This window comes from Sphingomonas sp. AOB5 (genome assembly GCF_029433115.1).
Lineage (GTDB): Bacteria > Pseudomonadota > Alphaproteobacteria > Sphingomonadales > Sphingomonadaceae > Sphingomonas.
The window spans coordinates 107,997-128,665 of record NZ_JARNTV010000003.1; the positions used below are offsets into that span (position 1 = coordinate 107,997).

24 protein-coding genes are annotated in these 20,669 nt (G+C 64.9%); 12 read left to right on the forward strand and 12 right to left on the reverse strand.

What is annotated here, in order from left to right:
- Positions 1–9 precede the first annotated feature (9 nt).
- Positions 10–2,805, reverse strand: a complete 2,796-nt coding sequence (locus P1X14_RS02430) for a TonB-dependent receptor (protein ID WP_277313717.1) — start codon at positions 2,803–2,805, stop codon at positions 10–12.
- Positions 2,806–3,077: 272 nt separating this feature from the next.
- Here P1X14_RS02430 and P1X14_RS02435 point away from each other — a divergent pair, with 272 nt between their 5' ends.
- The gene (locus P1X14_RS02435; protein WP_277313718.1) at positions 3,078–4,694 is read left to right on the forward strand and encodes a tryptophan halogenase family protein; all 1,617 of its coding nucleotides are present in this window, start codon (positions 3,078–3,080) and stop codon (positions 4,692–4,694) included.
- On the opposite strand, the gene P1X14_RS02440 is transcribed toward P1X14_RS02435, so the two are convergent.
- Positions 4,691–5,992 (reverse strand): L-fuconate dehydratase, encoded by a 1,302-nt coding sequence (locus tag P1X14_RS02440; protein ID WP_277313719.1) that lies wholly within the window; start codon positions 5,990–5,992, stop codon positions 4,691–4,693. The two genes, P1X14_RS02435 and P1X14_RS02440, sit on opposite strands and share 4 nt — an antisense overlap.
- Before the next feature lie 167 nt (positions 5,993–6,159).
- Between P1X14_RS02440 and P1X14_RS02445 the strand changes: the two genes are divergently transcribed.
- From P1X14_RS02445 to P1X14_RS02455, 3 genes are read left to right on the forward strand one after another with little or no spacing between them, the layout of a single operon-like run.
- On the forward strand, positions 6,160–6,495 hold the full coding sequence (locus P1X14_RS02445) for an L-rhamnose mutarotase (RefSeq protein ID WP_277313720.1): 336 nt from the start codon (positions 6,160–6,162) through the stop codon (positions 6,493–6,495).
- The gene (locus P1X14_RS02450; protein ID WP_277313721.1) at positions 6,492–7,493 is read left to right on the forward strand and encodes an aldo/keto reductase; all 1,002 of its coding nucleotides are present in this window, start codon (positions 6,492–6,494) and stop codon (positions 7,491–7,493) included. Before P1X14_RS02445 ends, P1X14_RS02450 begins: the two co-directional genes overlap by 4 nt.
- On the forward strand, positions 7,490–8,206 hold the full coding sequence (locus P1X14_RS02455) for an SDR family oxidoreductase (RefSeq protein WP_277313722.1): 717 nt from the start codon (positions 7,490–7,492) through the stop codon (positions 8,204–8,206). The genes P1X14_RS02450 and P1X14_RS02455 overlap by 4 nt, the downstream gene beginning before the upstream one ends.
- Here the strand turns inward: P1X14_RS02455 and P1X14_RS02460 are convergent.
- Positions 8,203–8,994, reverse strand: a complete 792-nt coding sequence (locus P1X14_RS02460; protein ID WP_277313723.1) for an IclR family transcriptional regulator — start codon at positions 8,992–8,994, stop codon at positions 8,203–8,205. The two genes, P1X14_RS02455 and P1X14_RS02460, sit on opposite strands and share 4 nt — an antisense overlap.
- 173 nt (positions 8,995–9,167) lie before the next feature.
- On the opposite strand from P1X14_RS02460, the gene P1X14_RS02465 reads away from it, so the two are divergent.
- The 3 genes from P1X14_RS02465 to P1X14_RS02475 all read left to right on the forward strand — a co-directional run bounded on the left by P1X14_RS02465 (position 9,168) and on the right by P1X14_RS02475 (position 10,718).
- Positions 9,168–9,854, forward strand: a complete 687-nt coding sequence (locus tag P1X14_RS02465; RefSeq protein ID WP_277313724.1) for a hypothetical protein — start codon at positions 9,168–9,170, stop codon at positions 9,852–9,854.
- A gap of 103 nt (positions 9,855–9,957) precedes the next feature.
- Complete coding sequence (locus P1X14_RS02470; RefSeq protein ID WP_277313725.1) at positions 9,958–10,182, forward strand: hypothetical protein; 225 nt, start codon at positions 9,958–9,960, stop codon at positions 10,180–10,182.
- An 11-nt stretch (positions 10,183–10,193) separates the two neighbouring features.
- A complete protein-coding gene (locus P1X14_RS02475; RefSeq protein ID WP_277313726.1) occupies positions 10,194–10,718 on the forward strand; it encodes a gamma carbonic anhydrase family protein in 525 nt (174 codons plus the stop codon).
- A 5-nt stretch (positions 10,719–10,723) separates the two neighbouring features.
- Here the strand turns inward: P1X14_RS02475 and P1X14_RS02480 are convergent, their stop codons facing one another.
- Complete coding sequence (locus tag P1X14_RS02480) at positions 10,724–10,999, reverse strand: hypothetical protein (protein ID WP_277313727.1); 276 nt, start codon at positions 10,997–10,999, stop codon at positions 10,724–10,726.
- 155 nt (positions 11,000–11,154) lie between these two features.
- Between P1X14_RS02480 and P1X14_RS02485 the strand changes: the two genes are divergently transcribed.
- Positions 11,155–12,096 carry a nitronate monooxygenase family protein gene (locus P1X14_RS02485; protein ID WP_277313728.1) on the forward strand — a complete coding sequence of 314 codons (942 nt, stop codon included), beginning with the start codon at positions 11,155–11,157 and terminating at the stop codon, positions 12,094–12,096.
- A gap of 91 nt (positions 12,097–12,187) precedes the next feature.
- Here P1X14_RS02485 and P1X14_RS02490 read toward each other — a convergent pair whose 3' ends face one another.
- Entirely contained in the window at positions 12,188–12,652 is a 465-nt protein-coding gene (locus tag P1X14_RS02490) for a DUF1465 family protein (protein ID WP_277313729.1), read from the reverse strand.
- 195 nt (positions 12,653–12,847) lie between these two features.
- Positions 12,848–13,042 carry a DUF465 domain-containing protein gene (locus P1X14_RS02495; RefSeq protein ID WP_277313730.1) on the reverse strand — a complete coding sequence of 65 codons (195 nt, stop codon included), beginning with the start codon at positions 13,040–13,042 and terminating at the stop codon, positions 12,848–12,850.
- Between the two features lie 153 nt (positions 13,043–13,195).
- Between P1X14_RS02495 and P1X14_RS02500 the strand changes: the two genes are divergently transcribed.
- Complete coding sequence (locus P1X14_RS02500; protein ID WP_277313731.1) at positions 13,196–13,348, forward strand: DUF465 domain-containing protein; 153 nt, start codon at positions 13,196–13,198, stop codon at positions 13,346–13,348.
- A gap of 151 nt (positions 13,349–13,499) precedes the next feature.
- Here the strand turns inward: P1X14_RS02500 and P1X14_RS02505 are convergent, their stop codons facing one another.
- From P1X14_RS02505 to P1X14_RS02530, 6 genes are all read right to left on the reverse strand, one after another.
- Positions 13,500–13,874 carry a PilZ domain-containing protein gene (locus P1X14_RS02505; protein ID WP_277313732.1) on the reverse strand — a complete coding sequence of 125 codons (375 nt, stop codon included), beginning with the start codon at positions 13,872–13,874 and terminating at the stop codon, positions 13,500–13,502.
- Positions 13,875–13,999: 125 nt separating this feature from the next.
- Entirely contained in the window at positions 14,000–14,524 is a 525-nt protein-coding gene (locus tag P1X14_RS02510) for a hypothetical protein (RefSeq protein WP_277313733.1), read from the reverse strand.
- Positions 14,525–14,543: 19 nt separating this feature from the next.
- On the reverse strand, positions 14,544–14,909 hold the full coding sequence (dksA, locus tag P1X14_RS02515) for an RNA polymerase-binding protein DksA (protein WP_277313734.1): 366 nt from the start codon (positions 14,907–14,909) through the stop codon (positions 14,544–14,546).
- 379 nt (positions 14,910–15,288) lie between these two features.
- Positions 15,289–16,326, reverse strand: a complete 1,038-nt coding sequence (locus P1X14_RS02520) for a hypothetical protein (RefSeq protein WP_277313735.1) — start codon at positions 16,324–16,326, stop codon at positions 15,289–15,291.
- A gap of 12 nt (positions 16,327–16,338) precedes the next feature.
- Complete coding sequence (locus P1X14_RS02525; RefSeq protein ID WP_277313736.1) at positions 16,339–16,539, reverse strand: hypothetical protein; 201 nt, start codon at positions 16,537–16,539, stop codon at positions 16,339–16,341.
- Between the two features lie 107 nt (positions 16,540–16,646).
- A complete protein-coding gene (locus tag P1X14_RS02530; RefSeq protein WP_277313737.1) occupies positions 16,647–17,102 on the reverse strand; it encodes a host attachment family protein in 456 nt (151 codons plus the stop codon).
- Between the two features lie 145 nt (positions 17,103–17,247).
- On the opposite strand from P1X14_RS02530, the gene serS reads away from it, so the two are divergent.
- From serS to P1X14_RS02545, 3 genes are read left to right on the forward strand one after another with little or no spacing between them, the layout of a single operon-like run.
- Entirely contained in the window at positions 17,248–18,534 is a 1,287-nt protein-coding gene (serS, locus tag P1X14_RS02535) for a serine--tRNA ligase (protein WP_277313738.1), read from the forward strand.
- Between the two features lie 46 nt (positions 18,535–18,580).
- Entirely contained in the window at positions 18,581–19,657 is a 1,077-nt protein-coding gene (locus P1X14_RS02540) for a peptidoglycan DD-metalloendopeptidase family protein (RefSeq protein WP_277313739.1), read from the forward strand.
- The gene (locus P1X14_RS02545) at positions 19,657–20,658 is read left to right on the forward strand and encodes a potassium channel family protein (protein WP_277313740.1); all 1,002 of its coding nucleotides are present in this window, start codon (positions 19,657–19,659) and stop codon (positions 20,656–20,658) included. The genes P1X14_RS02540 and P1X14_RS02545 overlap by 1 nt, the downstream gene beginning before the upstream one ends.
- The last annotated feature ends 11 nt before the right edge of the window (positions 20,659–20,669 follow it).

Consider the following 20,669-nt stretch of genomic DNA (forward strand, 5'->3'; position numbering starts at 1 on the left):
CGCATCGCCCTAGTTGCGGAAGCGGATGCTGAACCCGATCCGGCGATCGTCCAGCTGATATTTGCGCGGATGGTTCTCGACATTCTGATACTGGATCTTGTCCTCGTTGGTGAGGTTCACCACGTCGAGCACCACGCTGACATTGGGTGAGATATCATAGGCGATCGACGCGTCGATCTGGCCATAGGATTTCACATAGATCGGGATCGCCCCGGTGCCGTTGCCCGAGATCGTATCGAGATAATTGTCGCGCCAATTGTACGCGACCCGGATGCGCAGCCCGTATTTCTCGTACATCGCAACCGCGTTGTAGCTCCACTTGGACAGGCCCTGCAGCGTGGTCGGCACGACGATGCCGTTGGCCAGCGTGCCCACCGCGCCCGGCGCGGAGCTGTCGACATAGGTCAGATTGCCCTGCACACCGAAGCCGTCGAACGGCGCGGGCAGGAAGTTGAAGAAGGTGTTCCCGCCGATTTCGAAGCCCTTCACCTTGCCCTTGGTCCCGTTGACCAGAGCGGTGACCTGGAAGGGCTGCGATCCCTTGCCCGGCACATCGGCATTCAGCGTGTAGACCGCGTTGGTCAGGAAGTTGGTCAGGTCCTTGTAGAACAGGGTGCCGTACAGCAGCGTGCTGCTGTTGGGGAACCATTCGACCGAAACATCGGCCTGGGTCACCTCCAGCGGCTTCAAATACGGATTGCCGCCGCTGCCGGTGCGGTCGCGCAGCGTTGGCGTGCCGCCGCCGACCGGCGTCACGTAATTCTCGCTCAGGTTGAACAGCGCGCGCATGTCGTAGAAGGGCGGCCGCGACAGGCCCTTCGACGCGGCGGCGCGGAACTGAAGCTCCGGCGTGACGCGGTAGCGCAGGTTCAGGCTGGGCAGGAAACGGGTATATTCCTGCGCGACATTGATCGGCGTCTCGATGCGGATATCGGCGCCGGTCGGCGTGGTGCGATAGGTGGTCGTGCTGCGCCCGCTCGCCGAATTCTCGGTCTTCACCACGCGCACGCCGATATTGCCGCTGAACGCGTTGGTATCGCCGAACCGCAGCATGCCGTACGCGGCATAAGTGGTCTCATCCTGCACGTTGATGTCGGTGGCCGGATTATACTCGGTCAGCGGACGGGTGGCCGGGCCGCAGCAGGACGGGCCGGCACGGGTGTAGAGTTCGTTGAAGAATTGGCCCGCGTCGAACAGCCGGTTGTGTGCCAGCGCGGGCAGCGCCTGCACCGTGGTCTTGCCGCCATAGAAATTGCCGACGAACGGATTGGTCACGCCATAGGCCGACAGCGGCACGACATTGTTGCCGCCCCAGGGTGCCGACAGGAAGGTCCAGTTATACGGCGTCGAGCGATTGACCGCCGAACGATCGGTGTAGCGCACGCCCGCGGTGAAGCTGCGCAGGAAACTGGAATCGTCGAAATCCCATTCGAGATCGAGCCGCGCGCTCTTCTGGTCGGCGTCGCTGTCTTCCTTATGGTCCATCACCGCGATCAGGTAATAGTTGGAGGCATTCTCCGCGCCCGCCGGGCCGAAGGTGATCGACGGCACCTCGCCGCGCAGATCGACATAATAGCTGCCCGAATCCCGCTGGCCGAAGGCGGAGTAGTTCCGGTTCTCCGCGGTCGCCTGGATATATTGGAAGTCGGCATTCACGCGCAGGTTGGACGCGGGCGACCATTTGAAGCCGCCTGCCCAGTCGGTCGTGGTGCTGATGTTGAAGTTGATCTGGTTGTTGTTGTTGGTCGCCATCCCGTCATAGCCGCCCCGCAGGAACGTGCCGTCGGACGCGAATTCGAACTGGCCGATAGGGGTCAGGCCGTTGACGCCATTGGGATCGGTGCCGCGCGTCACGAAGGTGCCGAGGTTCGACCCTTCGATATAGTAACGCGAGTGGAAGACCTGGCCGTAGAATTCCAGGTTCGGGCTGGGCCGCCACTGGATCGCGCCATAGGCCCCGCGCCGCTCGCGATCGCCGAAGAAGGTCGCCCAGCCTGCGCCGTCGGTCACTTCCTTCGGCCCGGTGAAGCCGGCCGGCAGGTTCGCGGTGGTCGCGGTGACATAGGGCTCGAGCACCAGCTCGTCCGACCGGTAATTGCTCTCGAAATAGGAGAAGTTGGCGAGGATGCCGATCTCGCCGATGCCGGTTTCCCAGCGGTTGCTGAGCAGCACCGATCCGTTGATCCGCGTGCTCTGGCTCAGGCTGTAATTATTCCCGCCCAGCGTGGCCGCGGCCACCAGTCCCTTCGCATCGAACGGCATGCGCGTGCGCAGGTTGACCAGGCCGCCGATCGCGCCTTCGACCAGTTCGGCCGAGGGGTTCTTGAACACGTCGACGCCCGCCAGCAGTTCCGACGGCACGTCCTCGAAGCCCAGCGCGCGGCCGCCCGAGGCGCCGAAGCTGTCCCGTCCGTTCACTTCGGTGCGGACCTGCGTCAGGCCGCGGATCGCGATGCTCGAACCCTCGCCGCGGTTGCGGGTGATCTGGATGCCGGAAATGCGCTGCAGCGCCTCGGCCACGTTGCGATCGGGCAGCGCGCCGATATCGATCGCGGTCACCGAATCGACGAACTGGTCGCTGTTGACCTTGATCGACTGGGCCGAAGCCACCGATGCGCGCAGGCCGGTGACGACGATGCCTTCGTCTTCCTCGTCGCCCGGCTGTTCCTTGTCGTCCTGCTTGGCATTCTGTGCCAGCGCGGGCGATGCGAAGCCCAGCGCGATTGCCGACGCGCCGATCAGCAGTCCGCGCCTGAGCATCATGCCCATCGCGCCTTCCGCGGCTTCGCGATCAGAATAAGCCATGTCGATCCTCCCCTTTGCTGCGTTCGCCGCAGCGGCCTTTCCCGTGGGAGGATCGAGGATCCCGCGCCCTGCGCAGTCTCGACTCGCCTCTCCCGTCACCGTCTCCGGATTTTCGCTTGTGAAAAGCACTTTCCAGATGTCCAGCGTTGTCGGCGCTACCACCGAACCCGCTAGGCGTCTACGAAAAAATAAGACATATATGAAAACTGAACGCAAAAATGCGTCATGTCATAGGCGATGATCGCCATGTTCGGACGGGGACGAGGAACGCCATGAACGACCGCGCAATCCGCAAGCTGCTGATCGTCGGCGGCGGCACCGCCGGATGGATGGCCGCCGCCGCCTTGTCCCGCGCGCTGGGCGAGGAACGCCGCATCGAGATCGCGCTGATCGAATCCGACGCGATCGGCACGATCGGCGTCGGCGAAGCGACGATCCCGCCGATCCAGCATCTCAACCAGCTGCTCGGTTTCGACGAGGACGAATTCGTCCGCCGCACCCGCGCGACCTTCAAGCTGGGGATCGATTTCCACAACTGGAGCGCGGCGGGATCGCGCTATTTCCATCCCTTCGGCCGCCACGGCGCGGACATCGGCACGCTGCCCTTTCACCAATATTGGCTGCGGATGAAGGCCGAGGCCGGCGACGCCGCGGGCGAGCTGGCCGATTACAACCTGCCGACCATCGCGGCGCTGCAGGGCAAGTTCTGCCGCCCGTCCAGCGATCCGAAGAACACGCTGTCGAACATCGCCTATGCCTATCATTTCGACGCGGGCCTCTACGCCGCAATGCTGCGCGATCATGCCGAAGCCGCCGGGGTGATCCGCCACGAAGGCCGGATCGCCGAAGTGCTCCAGCACGAAAATGGCTTCGTCAGCGGCGTCCGCCTCGAAAGCGGCACGATCCACGAAGCCGACTTCTTCATCGACTGCTCGGGCTTTCGCGGTCTGCTGATCGAAGGCGCGCTGCAGACCGGCTATGAGGACTGGACGCACTGGCTGCCGTGCGACCGCGCCATCGCCATGCCCTGCGCAAACGGCGGCGACTTCACGCCCTATACGCGCTCGACCGCACACGATGCCGGCTGGCAATGGCGCATCCCGCTGCAGCACCGCATCGGCAACGGCCATGTCTATTGCAGCGCCTTCATGTCCGACGACGAGGCCGAGGCGATCCTGCGCGCCAATCTGGACGGCGACGTGCTGGCCGAGCCGAACCGCATCCGCTTCGCCACCGGCAAGCGGCGCAAGTTCTGGAACAAGAACGTCGTCGCGCTGGGCCTCGCCTCGGGCTTCATGGAGCCACTGGAATCGACCAGCATCCATCTGATCCAGACCGCGATCTCGAAGCTGGTGAACCTGTTCCCCGACCGCGACTTCCACCAGGCGGATATCGACTATTACAACCGCGCCACCGCAGTGGAATATGAGCGGATCCGCGACTTCATCATCCTCCACTATCACGCCAACCAGAAGGCCGGTTCACCCTTCTGGGATCAGGTGCGGACGATGCCGATCCCGGACTCGCTGCAGCAGAAATATGATCTGTGGCGCCATCACGCCCGCGTCTTCCGGATCGAGGACGAGCTGTTCGACGTCGCCAGCTGGGTCGCGGTGCTCGAGGGTCAGGGCATTCACCCGCTGGGTTACGATCCGCTGGCCGACGCGATGCCCGCGGAGAAGCTCCATGCCCTCCTCCCCCGCATCCGCGCCGCCATCGCGCGTGGCGCGGAAGCAATGCCGCGCCACGAGGATTTCGTCGCGGAGCATTGCGCGTTCGACAAACCTGCCTCCGCGCCGCGCGCACCCGCCGTCGCCGCGCCCAGCTTCTCGCTGACCGCCGCGCGCAGCCATTTCGGAGGATTGGCCGGAACGGTCGCGGCGCGTTAGGCCGCGCTCACCGCTTCCCGCGTGGCACCGTGGCGGTATTTCGCCAGCGACGCCGCCTTCATCTCGATCGAGAAGCCAGGCGCGGCCGGCGCCAGATAGGCCCCGCCCCGCACTTCGCACGGATCGACGAAATGCTCGTGCAGATGGTCGACATATTCGATCACCCGCCCCTCCATCGTCCCGGCGATGGCGAGATAGTCGATCATCGCCAGATGCTGTACATATTCGCACAGCCCGACGCCCCCGGCATGCGGGCAGACCGGCAGGTCGTATTTCGCCGCCATCAGCAGCACCGCCAGCACTTCGTTGACCCCGCCCAGCCGGCACGCATCGATCTGGACCACGTCGATCGCGCCGCGCATGATCAACTGCTTGAAGACCACCCGGTTCTGACACATCTCGCCGGTCGCTACCCGCATCGGCGCGATGCCCTCGCGGATCGTGCGGTGCCCCTCGACATCGTCCGGGCTGGTCGGCTCCTCGATGAACCAGGGATCGGCAAAGGCAAGCGCGCCGAGATGGACGATGGCCTCATCCACCTCCCACACCTGGTTCGCATCGATCATCAGCTTGCAGTCGGGACCGATCACAGCGCGGGCGATGCCTGCGCGGCGGATATCTTCCGCGACATCGCGTCCGACCTTGAGCTTGAGGTGCTGAAACCCTTCGGCCACCGCTTCACGGCACAGCCGTTCCAGCTTCGCGTCCGAATAGCCCAGCCATCCTGCCGAGGTGGTGTAGGCCGGATAGCCCTGCGCCTCGAGCGCCTCGATCCGCGCTACCTTGCCGGCCTCGCGATCCTTAAGCAGCGCCAGCGCCTCGGCCGGCGTGATGCAATCGGTGATGTAGCGAAAATCGACCAGCCGGACGATTTCCTCCGGCGTCATCTCGCCGATCAGCCGCCACAACGGCTTGCCCTCGGCCTTGGCCCACAAATCCCACACGGCGTTGACCACCGCGCCGGTGGCGAGATGGATCACGCCCTTCTCCGGCCCGATCCAGCGCAACTGGCTGTCGCCGGTCACGTGCCGCCAGAAGCGCGCGCCGTCCTGGCGGATCCATTCCAGTTCCAGCCCGACCACCAGCGGCGCCAGCGCCTCGATCGCCGCACAGACGATGTCGTTGCCGCGCCCGATGGTGAAGGTCAGCCCATGGCCGCTCAGCCCCGGCGCGTTGGTTTCGAGAATGCAATAGGCCGCCGAATAATCCGGATCGGGATTCATCGCGTCCGAACCGTCGAGAAAATCCGAAGTCGGGAAGCGGATATCGAGGACCCGCAAGCCAGTGATCACCGTCATCGCGTGCTTGCCGATCGGCCGGAATGCGCCTCGTGCGGCTTCAAGACGGATACCCCTCCCACGCATATTCTTTCGTAGATGATAGACATTTTCATATGTGCCAATTGCGGCTGGCGCAAGCGGGGATATTCGCTAAGGTGCGGGCAAAGCTGATTCCGGAGGGGATGATGGGGCGCAGGCTGTGCTTCGCGCTGGATCTGATCGACGACGCGGCGCTGATCGCGGAGTATGAATCGCGCCACTCGCCCGGCGCGGTGTGGCCCGTGGTGATCGCGCATATCCGCGCGACCGGCGTCGAATCGATGGAGATCTGGCGCAGCGGAGACCGGCTGGTGATGATCGCCGAAGTCGCGCTCGATTATCCTCGCGCGGTGCCACAACCGTCCGAGATCGCCGATTGGGAAGCACTGATGTGGCGCTTCCAGAAGCCCCTGCCCGATGCCGGCGAGGGCGAGAAATGGGTGGCGATGCACCGCATCTTCACGCTGGACGGCGAGGCATGATCCCGCGCCGACGCATCGGCCGCACCGAATTGTTCGTGCCCGAACTCGGTTTCGGCACCGCAGCGCTCGGCAATCTCTATCGTCAGGTCTCCGACGCGGACGCGCATGCCACGGTCGAGGCAGCGCTGGCGGCCGGGCTGACCTATGCCGACACCGCGCCCTATTACGGCTTCGGCCTGGCCGAACGCCGTCTGGGCGAAGCGCTGCACGGCGAAGTGGTGGTCTCGACCAAGGTGGGACGCCTGCTCGTGCCGGTCGATGGCCCCATCGCCGACGAACGTCATGGCTTCGTCGCCGCCGATCCGTTTGAGCCGGTCTACGATTATTCGCATGACGGTATCCTGCGCTCGCACGAGGACAGCCTGCGCCGCCTGAACCGCGACCGGATCGACATGCTGCTGGTCCATGATATCGGCGCGAGGACCCATGGCGCGAACCATCCGGCGATGCTGGCGCAACTGCTCGGCAGCGGCGTGACGGCGCTGCGGCGGCTGCGCAACGAGGGCACGGTGTCGGCTATCGGCATCGGCGTCAACGAGACGGAGATCGCGCTCGACCTGATCGACCGGATCGAACTCGACGCGATCCTGCTCGCGGGCCGCTACACCCTGCTGGAGCAAGGTGCGCTCGACGCGCTGTTCCCGCGATGCGCCGAGACCGGCACCTCGATCGTCATCGGCGGGCCGTATAATTCGGGCCTGCTCACCGGCGGCGCGACCTATGACTATGCCGCGGCCCCGGCCGATATCCTCGAGCGCGCGCGTCGCCTCGAAGCCGCCTGCGTGCGCCACGGCGTATCGCTCGCCGCCGCCGCGCTGCAATTCCCGCTCGCGCACCCTCTGGTCGCCAGCGTCATCCCCGGCCTCGCCAGCCCCAAGGAAGTCCAGGAAACCGTGACCCGCTATTCGACGCCGATCCCGCCCGCCTTGTGGGAGGACCTCAAGGCCCAGGGCCTGCTCCATCCCCATGCACCCATCCCGCAGGCAGTGGCAGCGTGAGGCTGGCGGGCAAGACCGCGTTGGTGACCGGCGCCGGGCAAGGCATCGGCCGCGCCGCCACCGAACTGTTCGCCCGCGAAGGCGCGACCGTCTGGGCCACCGACCGCGAGGCGATCGATCTGCCCGGCTGCATCTCGCGCCAGCTCGATGTCACCGATCCCGCACAGATCGAGGCCGTCTTCGCCGAAGCAGGGCCGCTGAACGTGCTGTTCAACTGCGCCGGGATCGTCGCGGGCGGCACGATCCTCGATTGCAGCGAGGCCGACTGGTCGCGCAGTTTCGACATCAACGTCACCGCGATGTTCCACACGATCCGTGCGGCGCTGCCCGCGATGCTCGCCAGGGGCAGCGGATCGATCGTCAACATGGCTTCGGTATCCAGTTCGGTCACCGGCGTGCCCAATCGCTTCGCCTATGGCGCGTCCAAGGCGGCGGTGATCGGGCTGACCAAGCATGTCGCGGTCGATTTCGTCGCGCAGGGCATACGCTGCAACGCGATCTGCCCGGGCACGGTCGATACGCCGTCGCTGCAACAACGGTTGCGCGATACCGGCGACTATGAAAAGGCCCGCGCCGATTTCAACGCGCGACAGCCGATGGGGCGATTGGGCAAGGCGGACGAGATCGCCGCGCTCGCCCTCTATCTCGCCTCGGACGAATCCAGCTTCACCACCGGCCAGATCCACATCGTCGACGGCGGCTGGACGACCTAGAGCCTGCTGTCCCCCTCGACCAGCTGTGCGGCGATCCGCTCGGCCGCGGCCTGGACTTCCTTCGCCGTATCGCTGCGCGAAACCGAAGGCTGGAGCTTCTTCAGATAGGGCACGGTCAGCGCCGCCGCCGCCGCACCGCCACGCATCACCGGGGCCGATATATCGGTCACCCCCGCGACGAAGCGGCTCGGGGTCAGCTCCACGCTGCGCTCGCGCACTTCGTCGGCATGGGCGCGGAATTCGGCCAGTTCCTTGTCGGACAGCGGCGGATCGAACATCGCTTCCCAGCGCTGGCGCACATCGGCGGGCTGAAAGGCATAGAGTACGATGCCCGATGCCGCCTGATACAGCGGGCGGCGATATCCGACGCGGACCGAGAAGCCGAGTTGCTCGCTCGATTCCATCCGCGCCACCACCACCATCTCGCCCAGCGTGTGCAGCGCCAGATGGCATGCCTGACCGACCGTCAGGGTCAGCTGGCGCATCACCGGCAGCGCCACTTCGATCAGGTTGCGCGTCCGCGGCTGCTGCATGCCCAGCGAAAAGAGCCGGTCGGTCAGCCGATAGCCGTCGCTGCCCGCCTCCTGCTCGATATAGCCGCGGAATTCGAGCACCTGGACCATGCGGAACAGCTCACCATGCGAGCGACCCAGCCGCGTGACGATGCCGGTCAGCGTCACCGGCTCACTCTCCGCCGCCAGCAATTCGAGGATGTCGATGCCCTTTTCCAGCGCCGGCGCGCGATAGCGGCGACCGCCCTCGCCTTCCTCGTCCTCGATATCCGCCACGCGCTGTCCCTTCCAAACTCTTCGGGCCAATCCTTACGCTAATGAATGGCTTGGGGACAATCGCGCGCGGCATGGTGAAAACGCGCTGCACGATAGCCTCCCCAAAGCGTGGGGATTGGACGCGTCGCCAACTCTGTTAACCATTGCGAAGAAGGGGGCGATTCGCGGGCAGTATGACGGTCATCACCACTCTGCTGGCGAATGCGGCGGGCAACGCCGTGGCTCCCGCTCCTGCCCTGCCGGTATGGATCGGCGTGGCGGGCGTGACCGGGTTGTTCTCGGCGATGGCCGCCTTCTTCCTGTCGATTGCGGCGGTGGTGCTGGCGATCCGGCTCAAGGCGTTCCTGACCCAGGGGCCGGGCAAGCAGGAACTCGCCTTCATCAAGGCGCTGCGCGGCGACGTGAAGGAACATTCGCGGCGGATCGACGAACGCGTGCTGGCCAAGGTCAGCACCGCGCCCGCCAGCCTGGAGTCGCTCCGCGCGCTGCTGCGCAACCTGCGCAACGAGATGAGCGAGCCGATGGCCTATCTGGCGCGCATGGCGAACGTGCCCGTCACCGGCTTCGGCGAGCCCGAGATCAGCAGCGCGTTCGGCAGCTGGGCCGGCGCGGTGCGGTCGCTGAGCGAAGCGATCGATCATTTCTATGCCGACACCAGCTATGCCGGATCGGATATCGACACCCAGCGCGAGACCTATCTGCTGCGCCAGTATCGCGCCGAGCTGGAGCATCTGCTCGAACTGCGCGCGAAGGTGAAGGAGAGCGCGGGCAAGCTCGACAAGCTGGCAGGCGGCTACATCACCAAGCACACGCCCAAGGCCGACGGCGCGACCGCGCCCAAGCCCCCCGGCGACCACTGACGCGACGAGCGGCGCCCGCCGCGCGGCCAATGGTGCGGCGCGGCATTGAAAGCATTAACCATTCGATCCTATTCTTGCCTCGGAATTTGCCGGGGTGGGTCAAATGACCGAGTTCTTTGTGTTTATTTACGGCGTGCTGGCGATGTTTGTCGTCATGACGATGCGTCGCAACCAGAAGCTGCAGCGGCCTTCGTCGCAGATGCTGACCATGGCCGGATGGGGCCTTTTCTCGCTTTCATCGACATTGGCGGTGCTGCTGGGCGGAGTCGCGCTGGCGATTGCGATGGGGATGCAGATCCCTCTCGGCAATTTCGAGGCGCTGCTCTAAAACCCGGCATTATGCCGCTTTACGAAATCGCCGGGCAACGCCCGACCATGGCCGACACCGCCTGGGCAGCCCCCAGCGCGGACCTGATCGGCGACGTCCATCTGGCCGACCAGGCAAGCGTCTGGTTCGGAGCCGTGATCCGCGCGGACAATACCGCGATCAAGGTCGGCGCGCGCAGCAATATCCAGGAAGGGGCAATGCTCCACTCGGATCCCGGCACGCCCTGTACCGTTGGCGACGACGTGACCGTGGGTCACCATGCGATCCTGCACGGCTGCACCGTGGGCGACCGCACGCTGATCGGTATGGGCGCGACGATCCTCAATCGCGCGGTGATCGGCGCGGATTGCATCGTCGGCGCAGGCGCGCTGGTGACCGAAGGCAAGGAATTCCCCGCCGGCTATCTGATCGTCGGCAGCCCGGCCAAGGCGATCCGCCCGCTGGACGATACGACCAAGGCGTTCCTGAAGGTCTCGGCCGCAAGCTATGTCCACAAAGCGGAAGAGTTCGCCAAGGGCCTGAAGCGCGTCGACTGACGGCCCTATAGCGTCAGCATCACCCAATCGGCGAGATAGTAGAGCGTCGAGAACGCCGCGACGATCGTCGTCGCAACCCGGCTGCGCAGCGCGACCAGCACGAGCACGAGTACAAGCGGCATCGCCGGAAGCGTGAACTGGCCAAGATACTGGCCGAAGGTCGCGTCCCCCGTATCCACATCGACTCGCACGAAGTTCGAGATTGCCGTCGCCAGCAGCAGCACGAACGCGCTGGCGCACATGATTGCCGCTTCGTTCGAGAATGTTCGAATCGCCCGCATCAGATCCCCCCGGATTATGTTCTGACTGAAACAAATCAGACATAATCCGTCCGGGCACCTAGGGGAAATCCCATATCCGCTGTGCCATCGAGACACGCGGATTGCCTTCCCTTACGTCAACTGGACAGCCATTCCGGTTGCGCTATGAAACCGGCATGGCTCTTCCCGCGATCTTCGACAACCTGCGGCTTCCCGTCATCGGCTCGCCGCTTTTCATCATCTCGGTGCCCGAGCTGGTCATCGCCCAGTGCAAGGCGGGGATCGTCGGATCCTTTCCCGCGCTGAACGCACGGCCGCAAAGCCAGCTCGACGAATGGCTGCACCAGATCACCGAAGAGCTGGCAGCGTGGGACGCCGCCAATCCCGACACGCCCGCCGCGCCCTATGCGGTCAACCAGATCGTCCACAAGTCGAACGTCCGGCTCGAGGAAGACGTCGCCACCTGTGCCAAGTGGAAGGTACCGATCGTCATCACCTCGCTCGGCGCACGGCCCGAACTGAACGACGCGGTGCACAGCTGGGGCGGCATCACCCTGCACGACGTGATCGACGACAAGTTCGCGCACAAGGCGATCGAGAAGGGCGCCGACGGTCTGATCCTGGTCGCCACGGGCGCCGGCGGCCATGCAGGCCGGCTCAACCCCTTCCCGTTCGTCCAGGAAGTTCGCGAATGGTTCGACGGGCCGGTGATCCTGTCCGGTGCGATCTCGACCGGCCGTTCGATCCTCGCCTCGCAGGTGCTGGGCGCCGATCTCGCCTATATCGGCTCGGCCTTCATCGCCACGAAGGAAGCCAATGCAGTCGATCCCTACAAGCAGGGCATCTGCGACGGGCGGGCGGCCGATATCGTCTATTCGAACCTCTTCACCGGGGTGCACGGCAATTATCTGCGCAGTTCGATCGTCGCGGCGGGTATGGATCCCGACAATCTGCCCGAAGGCGACCTGAGCACGATGAACTTCGGCGGCGCGAAGGCGTGGAAGGAAATCTGGGGTTCGGGCCAGGGCATCGGCGCGATCAACAGCGTCGAACCGGCCGCAGTGCTGATCGAGCGGCTGAAGGCGGAATATGAGGCGGCGAAGGCAGCGCTAGCCTAACCTTCCTGTGCTCCGGCGAAGGCCGGAGCGTTGGAGGCTTGTGGGCTGTCTGTGCGGCCAGCGCTCCTGCCTTCGCCGGAGCACAGCTCTGTCAGAACGCCAGTGCCAGCCGGTCCATCATCGACTTGGCCGGGCTGGTCACCACCACCGGTTCGTCGTCCAGCGCCGAATCGAGTCGCGCCACGCGGCGATATAGGTCGATGCTGGTCAGCATGATCTCCTGCGCCTGTTCGGGCATCATATGCAGCACTGCATCCTCGGTCTCCGGCGCGGTTCCCAGCCGGCGCGAGGGCGACAAGGCCTCACGCGGGGCCAGTTCGCCCGAATCCACCGCGCGCTGGGTCAGCAGCCAGGCGATGATGTGCATCAGCCGGGTCGTCACCTTCAGCGACTCGCACGAAAATGCGACGCGGCTGACCGCTTCCATCGAATCGCGATCCTGCCGCCCGATCTCGTCGAAATAGGCGCGTGCCTCATCCGCCAGCAGCATCGCCTCGACATAAAGCGAGTCGGCAAGCCGCCGGTGAATCCGTGAAGTTGCGATTTCCCCCGTCATGGGAGTCTTGCTGCCACAGGGCTCATGGTAACTGAATGATTAATATCGCGGTGTTTCCGTCCCGTTACGGCACCGTGCTTTGTTTTTGTCGCGGCGCCGGTCCGCGCGCCCACCCGGCCGCCCAACGGAAGTACATTCTATGGGCGGCCGGGTGGGGGCGCGGGCCGGCGCCGCGCTCGGCGTAAGCCGAGAAAATCACGCGATGATGTCGGGGATCAGCTGGTCTTCGAGCTGGGCGATCTCGTCCTTCAGCATCAGCTTGCGCTTCTTCATCCGGGCGATCTGGAGCTGGTCGCCGCTCATCGTCAGCAGCGCGTTGATCGCGGCATCGAGATCGCGATGCTCCGACTTCAATGGCTCGAGCCGGCGCAGAATCTCGCTTTCATCCATCCCCTCTTCCTGCCCGAAAGCCACCCTGCTCCGCAACGGCCCGTCTCGCGTTTTCGCCGATTCGGCGAAACTTGCGGAAACCATGCGAGACAAGCCTTCGGAAAGGTGTTCTACTGATTCTCCGGCCTTGAAAACATGAAGGAGGACGCATCCATGCACACCGCGCATCTCTCGGCACTCAACGCCAAGCATGCAGTGCTCGACCAGCGAATTACCGCCGAGTCGCAACGCCCCAGGCCGGATGATGTCCTGCTGCGCGAACTGAAGCGCCAGAAGCTGCGCGTGAAGGAAGAAATGGGCCGCTAAACAAAGCGCGGCTTTTTCCTGTGCGAAGATCGCAGACCCCGGCCTCGCGCCGGGGCCCGTGATCGCTCAAACCCGGTAAAACCGGACCAGCAAACGAAAAATGCCGGGTTAAGGCCCGGCATCATTTCCACAGACGAATGAAGTGTCCGCCTCAGCGGCGCGGTAGGATCGGCTTGATATAGCTCGGCGTATGGCCGCCCTTGCCCACCGGCTTACGCGCAGCCATCGGATCGATCTCGCGATCGAACGCCACGCCCACCCGGCCCTCGGCCGCCCAGGCGATCCGGCCGGTCAGCCAGCCCACACCGCGAACCTCGACCTCGATCGGCGTGCCGCCGGCAATCGGCTCGGCATATTCCGCCATCATGCCGCCCGAGGAAAGATTGCGCACGCGCACCGTCGCGTCCGGCTTGCCGGGGATGCGGAACTGCGCGGTCAGCATCAGGCTGTCGCGCGCACCATTCCGCTGCCCCGTGACATCGTCGGACGGGACTGCATTCTGGGGATCAAACGAAAACTGGTCCATTCAGACTGCTCGATCGCGGGTTACCATCGCGCAGGAATAGAGCAGCAATCCTTCTCCAAAGCGTTAATCCGCCTCCGTAAAGACACAGATTTGGAGCGGTTTTGGTCGATACGGCGCCAGACGCCCTACTTTCCGCCCGAAGCTGCAACCCGCAACACCCGCTCATAAAGCGGCTGCGGATCGCGCGGGAATGTCTCCAGCATGGTGACATCGCTGAACTGCCCGTCCAGCGGATCGTCATCGAGATTGCGCCAGTCGCCCATCCGGCACGCCAGCCGTTCGACCTCGCGGTCACCCTCAAGCACCAGCACGCCGCCTTGGTCCAGCCGCATACGAGCATCGCCGCCCGGTTCGAGATCGAAGACATGATAGACGATGTAGCTGCGCACGCCCGCACGAAAGCGCAGGATCCGCGCCTCGCCAATGGGCATGGGCATCGAAGCGTTGGAAAGCGTGCCCGCGGCAGGATCACCGACTACGCGCAGCGCCGGCCCACCGGGCGCGCCGAAGCGATAGACCAGCTCACGCCCTTCGCGGATCACTTCGACGCGGTTCGCACCGACATCGCATGCGAAGATGATATCGTCCGCAGGACGTGCCGTGACGGACGAAATCGCCAGAAGGATCGACAGGCCGGAAACCGCAAGCATCGGCCCGTCTCCCCAGCGGCTATTCCTCGCGCGAGACCTTCTCGTTGCGCTCGTGACGCTCCTGCGCCTCGACGGTCATCGTCGCGATCGGACGGGCTTCGAGACGCCCCAGCGAGATCGGCTCGCCGGTGACTTCGCAATAGCCGTACTCGCCATCCTCGATCCGGCGCAGCGCTGCGTCGATCTTCGAGATCAGCTTGCGCTGGCGATCGCGGGTGCGCAGTTCGATCGACCAGTCGGTCTCGCTCGATGCGCGGTCGGTCAGATCCGCCTCGCGCAGCGGCTCGCTCTGAAGCTGCGACAGCGTGCCGGCGGATTCGCGATGGATCGCGTCCTTCCAGCCGAGAAGCTTGTCGCGGAAATATTCAAGCTGCCTAGGATTCATGAAAGGTTCGTCGGCGCTCGGACGATAACCGTCGCCGTCATTTGCCGCCGGAGGCGGACCTTTCTCAGGATCTTCGGACCGTTCCAAAACCGAAGCCATACCCCTAACTCTCCAACACCGGTTCCCCAGTGGCACGCCGCTGGAGACCGCCTTCTGCCCGCAGGCCCTATACTTACGCGCGAAGCCATCCACAAGGCGTGGAATCACCTAAAATCATGCGCAAACGTCCCATATCTCGGGGGAAATTACGCGTTGCTGAACCATGGCCGGCCATGTTTCGCTGAAGAAATTAACCAGCCCTGTTAATAAATCGCTAATGAATAGCGGCGAGATTTGTACCGAACTCGGACATTAACCACTGGTTCTGGTTTCCGGCCCGTCAATTTCTGTCAAGTTGATGGTAAACGGCGGTTAATCGAGTTGCACTTAATATTTTGTTCTGCACTTTTGCTGCATGAGCGGCGTGCAAGCTGCTGGCGGTATCGTCGAAACCTGCACGCTGGCAACGGGAAGAGTGGGACATCATGTCGGTTCGCATGGCCTTGGCAAAACTCTGCGCTTGCGCTTGCGGCGGCGCCCTGGTGGGCGGCGGCGCGGTGCATGTCGCCGAAACCTCCCGGACGCAGCGCGTGTACACGCAGCAGACCACCGGTGCGAAGAAGAAGACGACCGTGCGCCGCACCGTCGTCCGTCGCCCGGTCAAGCGCGTCGTTCGTCGTACCGTTACGCAGACCCAGGCGCAGTGCCCACCCGCAGTCGTGACCGTCACCAGCCAGGGCGCGCCGATTCCGCTGCCCCCGCCCTTGTACGGTTCGAGCGGCGAGATCCCGATCGTGTCGTCCAGCTCGAGCGGCTCCAGCAGCTCGTCGGGTGTGGTCGGCGGTTCGAGCGGCGGCGGCTTCATCGGCGGGTTCTTCGCCGGCGGCTTCTTCGGCAGCTCGGGCGGCAGCGGCTCGTCCGGTTCGGGCAGCAGCGGCATCAACATCGATATTTCATCGACCAGCACGTCGAGCGGCCAGGTGTCGACTTCGACCGGTGGCGTCTCGACCTCGACCGGCGGCGTTTCCACTTCGTCGGGTGTCTCGACCTCGTCGGGTAACGTCTCGACCTCGAGCGGCGTTTCGTCGTCCACGTCGAGCGGCAGCGTCAGCAGCACCTCGTCGACCGGTGGTTCGTCCACCTCGACCGGCGGTTCCTCGACCAGCACCTCCACCGGCGGTTCGTCGACTTCGACGTCCACGGGCGGGTCCAGCTCGTCCAACAGCTCGTCGACCGGCGGCTCATCCACCTCGACCTCGTCGGGCGTGTCGACCTCGTCGTCCAACTCGAGCGGCGTTTCGACTTCCTCGTCCAACTCCTCCTCGACTTCGGGTTCGACCAGCTCGTCCAACTCGTCTTCGACCTCCAGCTCGTCCAACGGCTCGTCGAGCTACGGATCGAGCAGCAAGGGTTCGAGCGGCTGGAGCAATTCCTCGGGCTGGCACGGTTCGAGCGGCTGGAGCAGCAACGGCCATGGCTCGTCGAGCCGCGGCGGTTCGTCGGGTGGTTCCTCGGGCGGTCCCTCGCCGGTGCCCGCACCGCCGATGATCCTGCTCTTCGGCGGCGCTGCCGCGGCGCTGGTCGCCCGCAAGCGCCTGGCGAAGAAGAAGGCCGAAAAGACCGACGGCGAATAAGCCCGCCTCGAGGCCAAGCGAAAACCCCATCCGCGCCCTGGGCACGGATGGGGTCTTTCGTTGGTCAGCCGGCCTTCGCCAGCGCCGCTTCGATCTCGGAGACCGGATGCTTGGTCAGGTCCTTGTCGATCTCGCCCGCGATCCGGTCGCTCACTTCCTTGTGATAATGCTTGCGCAGCTCGCCCAGCGTCTTGGGCGGTGCAACGATGATCAGCGATTCGAAATCGTTGCGCAGCGCGCGCTCCTTCAGCAGTTCCGCGGTCTCGGCGGCGAAGCGGTCTTCCTCCAGCTGGTGGAAATCGACCTCCTCCATATTGCCGCCGCCCCATGCGCCGCCCGAGGTGCGCGTACCCATCGCCCCGCCGGCCAGATCGGTCGCCTGTTCGGAATGCGACGGGTTCTGATCGACCCGCTTCTTCTCGATCTGAAGATTGGGATATTCGGCATCGCCTTCGTTGCGGAAGAACAGCATCTTCCGGCCATCGGCGACGACGACAAAGGCGTTATGGGGTACCCGCATGACAGATCTCCTATTCGGTTCTGCCACTATAACGGGTGGGGACGACGACGGTTGCGGCTCCCCCAGGCTACCCCATACCGCCGCGCATCTACCGACCGCAAAGCCGGGTTGCGCCCACCGCCGCCCCCGCTAATACGCCAAGCCGATGCATGACATTCGCTCAATTCGGGAAAAACCCGCAGATTTCGACGCTGGCCTCGCCCGCCGCGGTCTCGAACCGATGGCCGGGGACCTGGTCGCGCTCGACGAAAAGCGCCGTGCGCTGATCCACGAGATCCAGCTCGGCCAGGCCCGCCGCAACGAAGCGTCGAAGGCGATCGGCGCAGCCAAGGCGCAGAAGGACGAAGCCACCGCCGCATCGCTGATGGCCGAAGTCGCGACGCTGAAGGAGCGCTTGCCCGCGCTGGAAATCGACGAGAAGACGCTGGGCGACGACCTGACCGCGCGCCTGGCCGCAATCCCCAATCTGCCGCTGGCCGACGTACCGGTGGGCGGCGGCGAGGACGACAATGCGCTGATGCACGAACGCGGCGCGCGCACCGAATTTTCCTTCGACGCGAAGGAGCATGACTCGATCGGCCCGGCGCTCGGCCTCGATTTCGAGACCGGCGCGCTGCTCGCCGGATCGCGCTTCACCTTCCTACGCGGTTCCGCCGCGAAGCTGCACCGCGCGCTCGGCCAGTTCATGCTGGATACGCTGACCCGCGAGCATGGCTTCGAGGAATGCGTGGTGCCGCTGATGGTCCGCGACGAAGTGATGTTCGGCACCGGCCAGCTGCCCAAGTTCGCCGAGGACAGCTTCCAGACCACCGATGGCCGCTGGCTGATCCCGACCAGCGAAGTGAGCCTCACCAACGCGATCCGCGAGCAGATCCTGCCCGAGCATGCCCTGCCGCTGCGCTTCACCGCACTGACGCCCTGCTTCCGCTCCGAGGCCGGTTCGGCGGGCCGCGACACCCGCGGCTATATCCGCCAGCACCAGTTCGAGAAGGTCGAGATGGTCTCGATCGTCACGCCCGAGACTTCGGACGAAGAGCATGAGCGGATGACTGCCTGTGCCGAGGATATCCTGACGAAGCTCGACCTGCCCTTCCGCCGGATGAAACTGTGCACCGGCGACATGGGCTTCTCCGCCGCACGCACCTACGATCTCGAAGTGTGGCTGCCCGGCCAGGCGCGCTATCGCGAGATCAGCAGCGTTTCGACCTGCACCGACTTCCAGGCACGCCGCATGAACGCGCGCTATCGGCCCGAAGGCGAGAAGAATACCCGCTTCGTCCACACCCTCAACGGATCGGGTCTCGCGGTCGGCCGCACGCTCGTCGCGGTGGTTGAAAACTACCAGCAGGAAGACGGCTCGGTCGCGGTGCCGGAGGTGCTCCAGCCCTATCTGCGCGGTCTCAACCGGCTCGAACCCGCCGCATCTTCCTGATCGGGGGATGTTCGCGCTATAGTCGCGAACTCTGGGAGGGACGTTTATGTGGAAGCAGGGGCTGGCGCTGGTCGCGTTCGCGCTGGTCGCCGCGTGCGGCCCGCTCGTGCCGCCCGCGCCAGGCTATGGCGAGGCGGCACCGCCGCGACGCCAGCAGCAATATGATCCGCCACCCCGTCAGGATGCCCCGCGGGTCGATCCCGATGTGGAGAGCCTCCCCGCCCCGCCACCCGCTTGGCAGATGCGCCCCGTCACCGCCGATGCGCGCGACGTCGTGGCCAGCACCTACACCGTACGCAGCGGAGATTCGCTGCGCCTGATCGCGGTGAAGACCGGCGCCGGCTCCGAAGCCATCGCCCGGGCGAACAACCTAGCCCCGCCCTATACGATCCAGCCGGGCCAGCGCCTGACGATCCCGGCGGGCCGCTATCACACGGTGCGCGACGGCGAGACCGGCATCGCCATCGCCCAGGCCTATGGCGTCAGCTGGAGCCGGATCGTCACCGTCAACGACCTGCAGGAACCCTATATCCTGCGCACCGGTATGCGCATCCTGATCCCCGCAACCGGCCCGGAGACGCTGGAGGAGCGCGCCTCGCGCTTCCGCATCAATATCGACGATATCGTGACGGGCGGACAGCCTGCGCTGGCCGACAAGGCCAAGCCCGCCCGCCCCACCGCGTCCTCCGCCCGCGTCCTGCCCTCGACCACGCCGGTGACGGCCCCCGAACGGCTGACCACCGCCTTCCAATGGCCGGTCAATGGCGGATCGATCGTCAAGCGCTTCGGCCCCGGCCAGAGCGGCGAGCGCAATGACGGCATCAAGATCGCGGTGCCGCTCGACACGCCCATCGTCGCCGCGGCGGATGGCGTGGTGGCCTATGTCGGCAGCGACATTCCCGCGCTCGGCGGTCTCGTCATCCTGCGCCATGGCGATGCCTGGACCACGGTATACGGCCATGCCGGCCAGCTACTTGTCCAGCGCGGCCAATCGGTGAAGAAGGGGCAGATGATCGCGCTCTCCGGCAATTCGGGCCATGCCGACCGCCCCGAACTCCATTTCGAGATCCGTCAGGGCCGCACGCCGGTCGATCCCGTTCCGCGCCTCCCCACCCGCCGCTGATGCGTCCTCCCGGCACGCTGAAGCGCAAGTCGAGCCTGCCCGTATGGGTCTCGATCGGCTGGCGCGTGCTCGCCGTGCTGGCACTGCTTGCGCTGGCGATCGGGGTCCACTGGATCGAGCGCGAGGGGCTGCGTGACAATTCGGACGGCCATGTGTCGTTCCTCGACATCATCTATTTCACGTCGATCTCGATCACCACCACCGGCTATGGCGACATCGTTCCGGTCAGCGACAGCGCACGGATGTTCGATGCGCTGATCGTCACGCCGATCCGCATCTTCGTGGTGCTGCTCTTTCTCGGCACCGCCTATAATTTCGTCCTCAAGCGAACCTGGGAGAAGTGGCGCATGGCGCTGATCCAGCAAAACCTCTCCGGCCACATCGTCGTTGCCGGCTATGGCAAGACCGGCTCCGAAGCGATCGACGAACTGATCGCCCGCGGCGAGAAGACCAGCCGCTTCGTCGTGATCGATCAGGATCCCGAAGCGCTGGAGATCGCCGAAGCATGCGGCTGCATCGTGATGCATGCCGACGCCACCCGCGATCGGGTGCTGGAGGATGCGCGGATCGCGCAGGCGCAATCGCTGATCATCGCCGCGGGGCGCGACGATACTTCGATCCTGATCATCCTGACTGCCCGCCACCTCGCGCCGCATCTGCCGATCAGCGTGATCGTGAAGAACGAAGACAATGAACTGCCCGCCCGCGCTGCCGGGGCGACCACCGTGGTCAATCCGGTGAGCTTCGCGGGTCTGTTGCTCGCCAGTTCGTGCACTGGACCGCATCTGGCGGACTATCTCACCGATCTCGCCTCGATCCATGGCGACGTCCAGCTCGCCGAGCGGCCGGTCTTTCCCGAGGAGATCGGTAAACCGCTGTCTGGTATCGCTACAGGCCTAGGCCTGCGCGTCTATCGCGGCGGCGAACATTACGACCGCAAGTCGCCCGAAGCAGCGGCGCTCAAGGCCGGGGATACGATCGTCGAGATACTCGACAAATAGGCGATTGACGC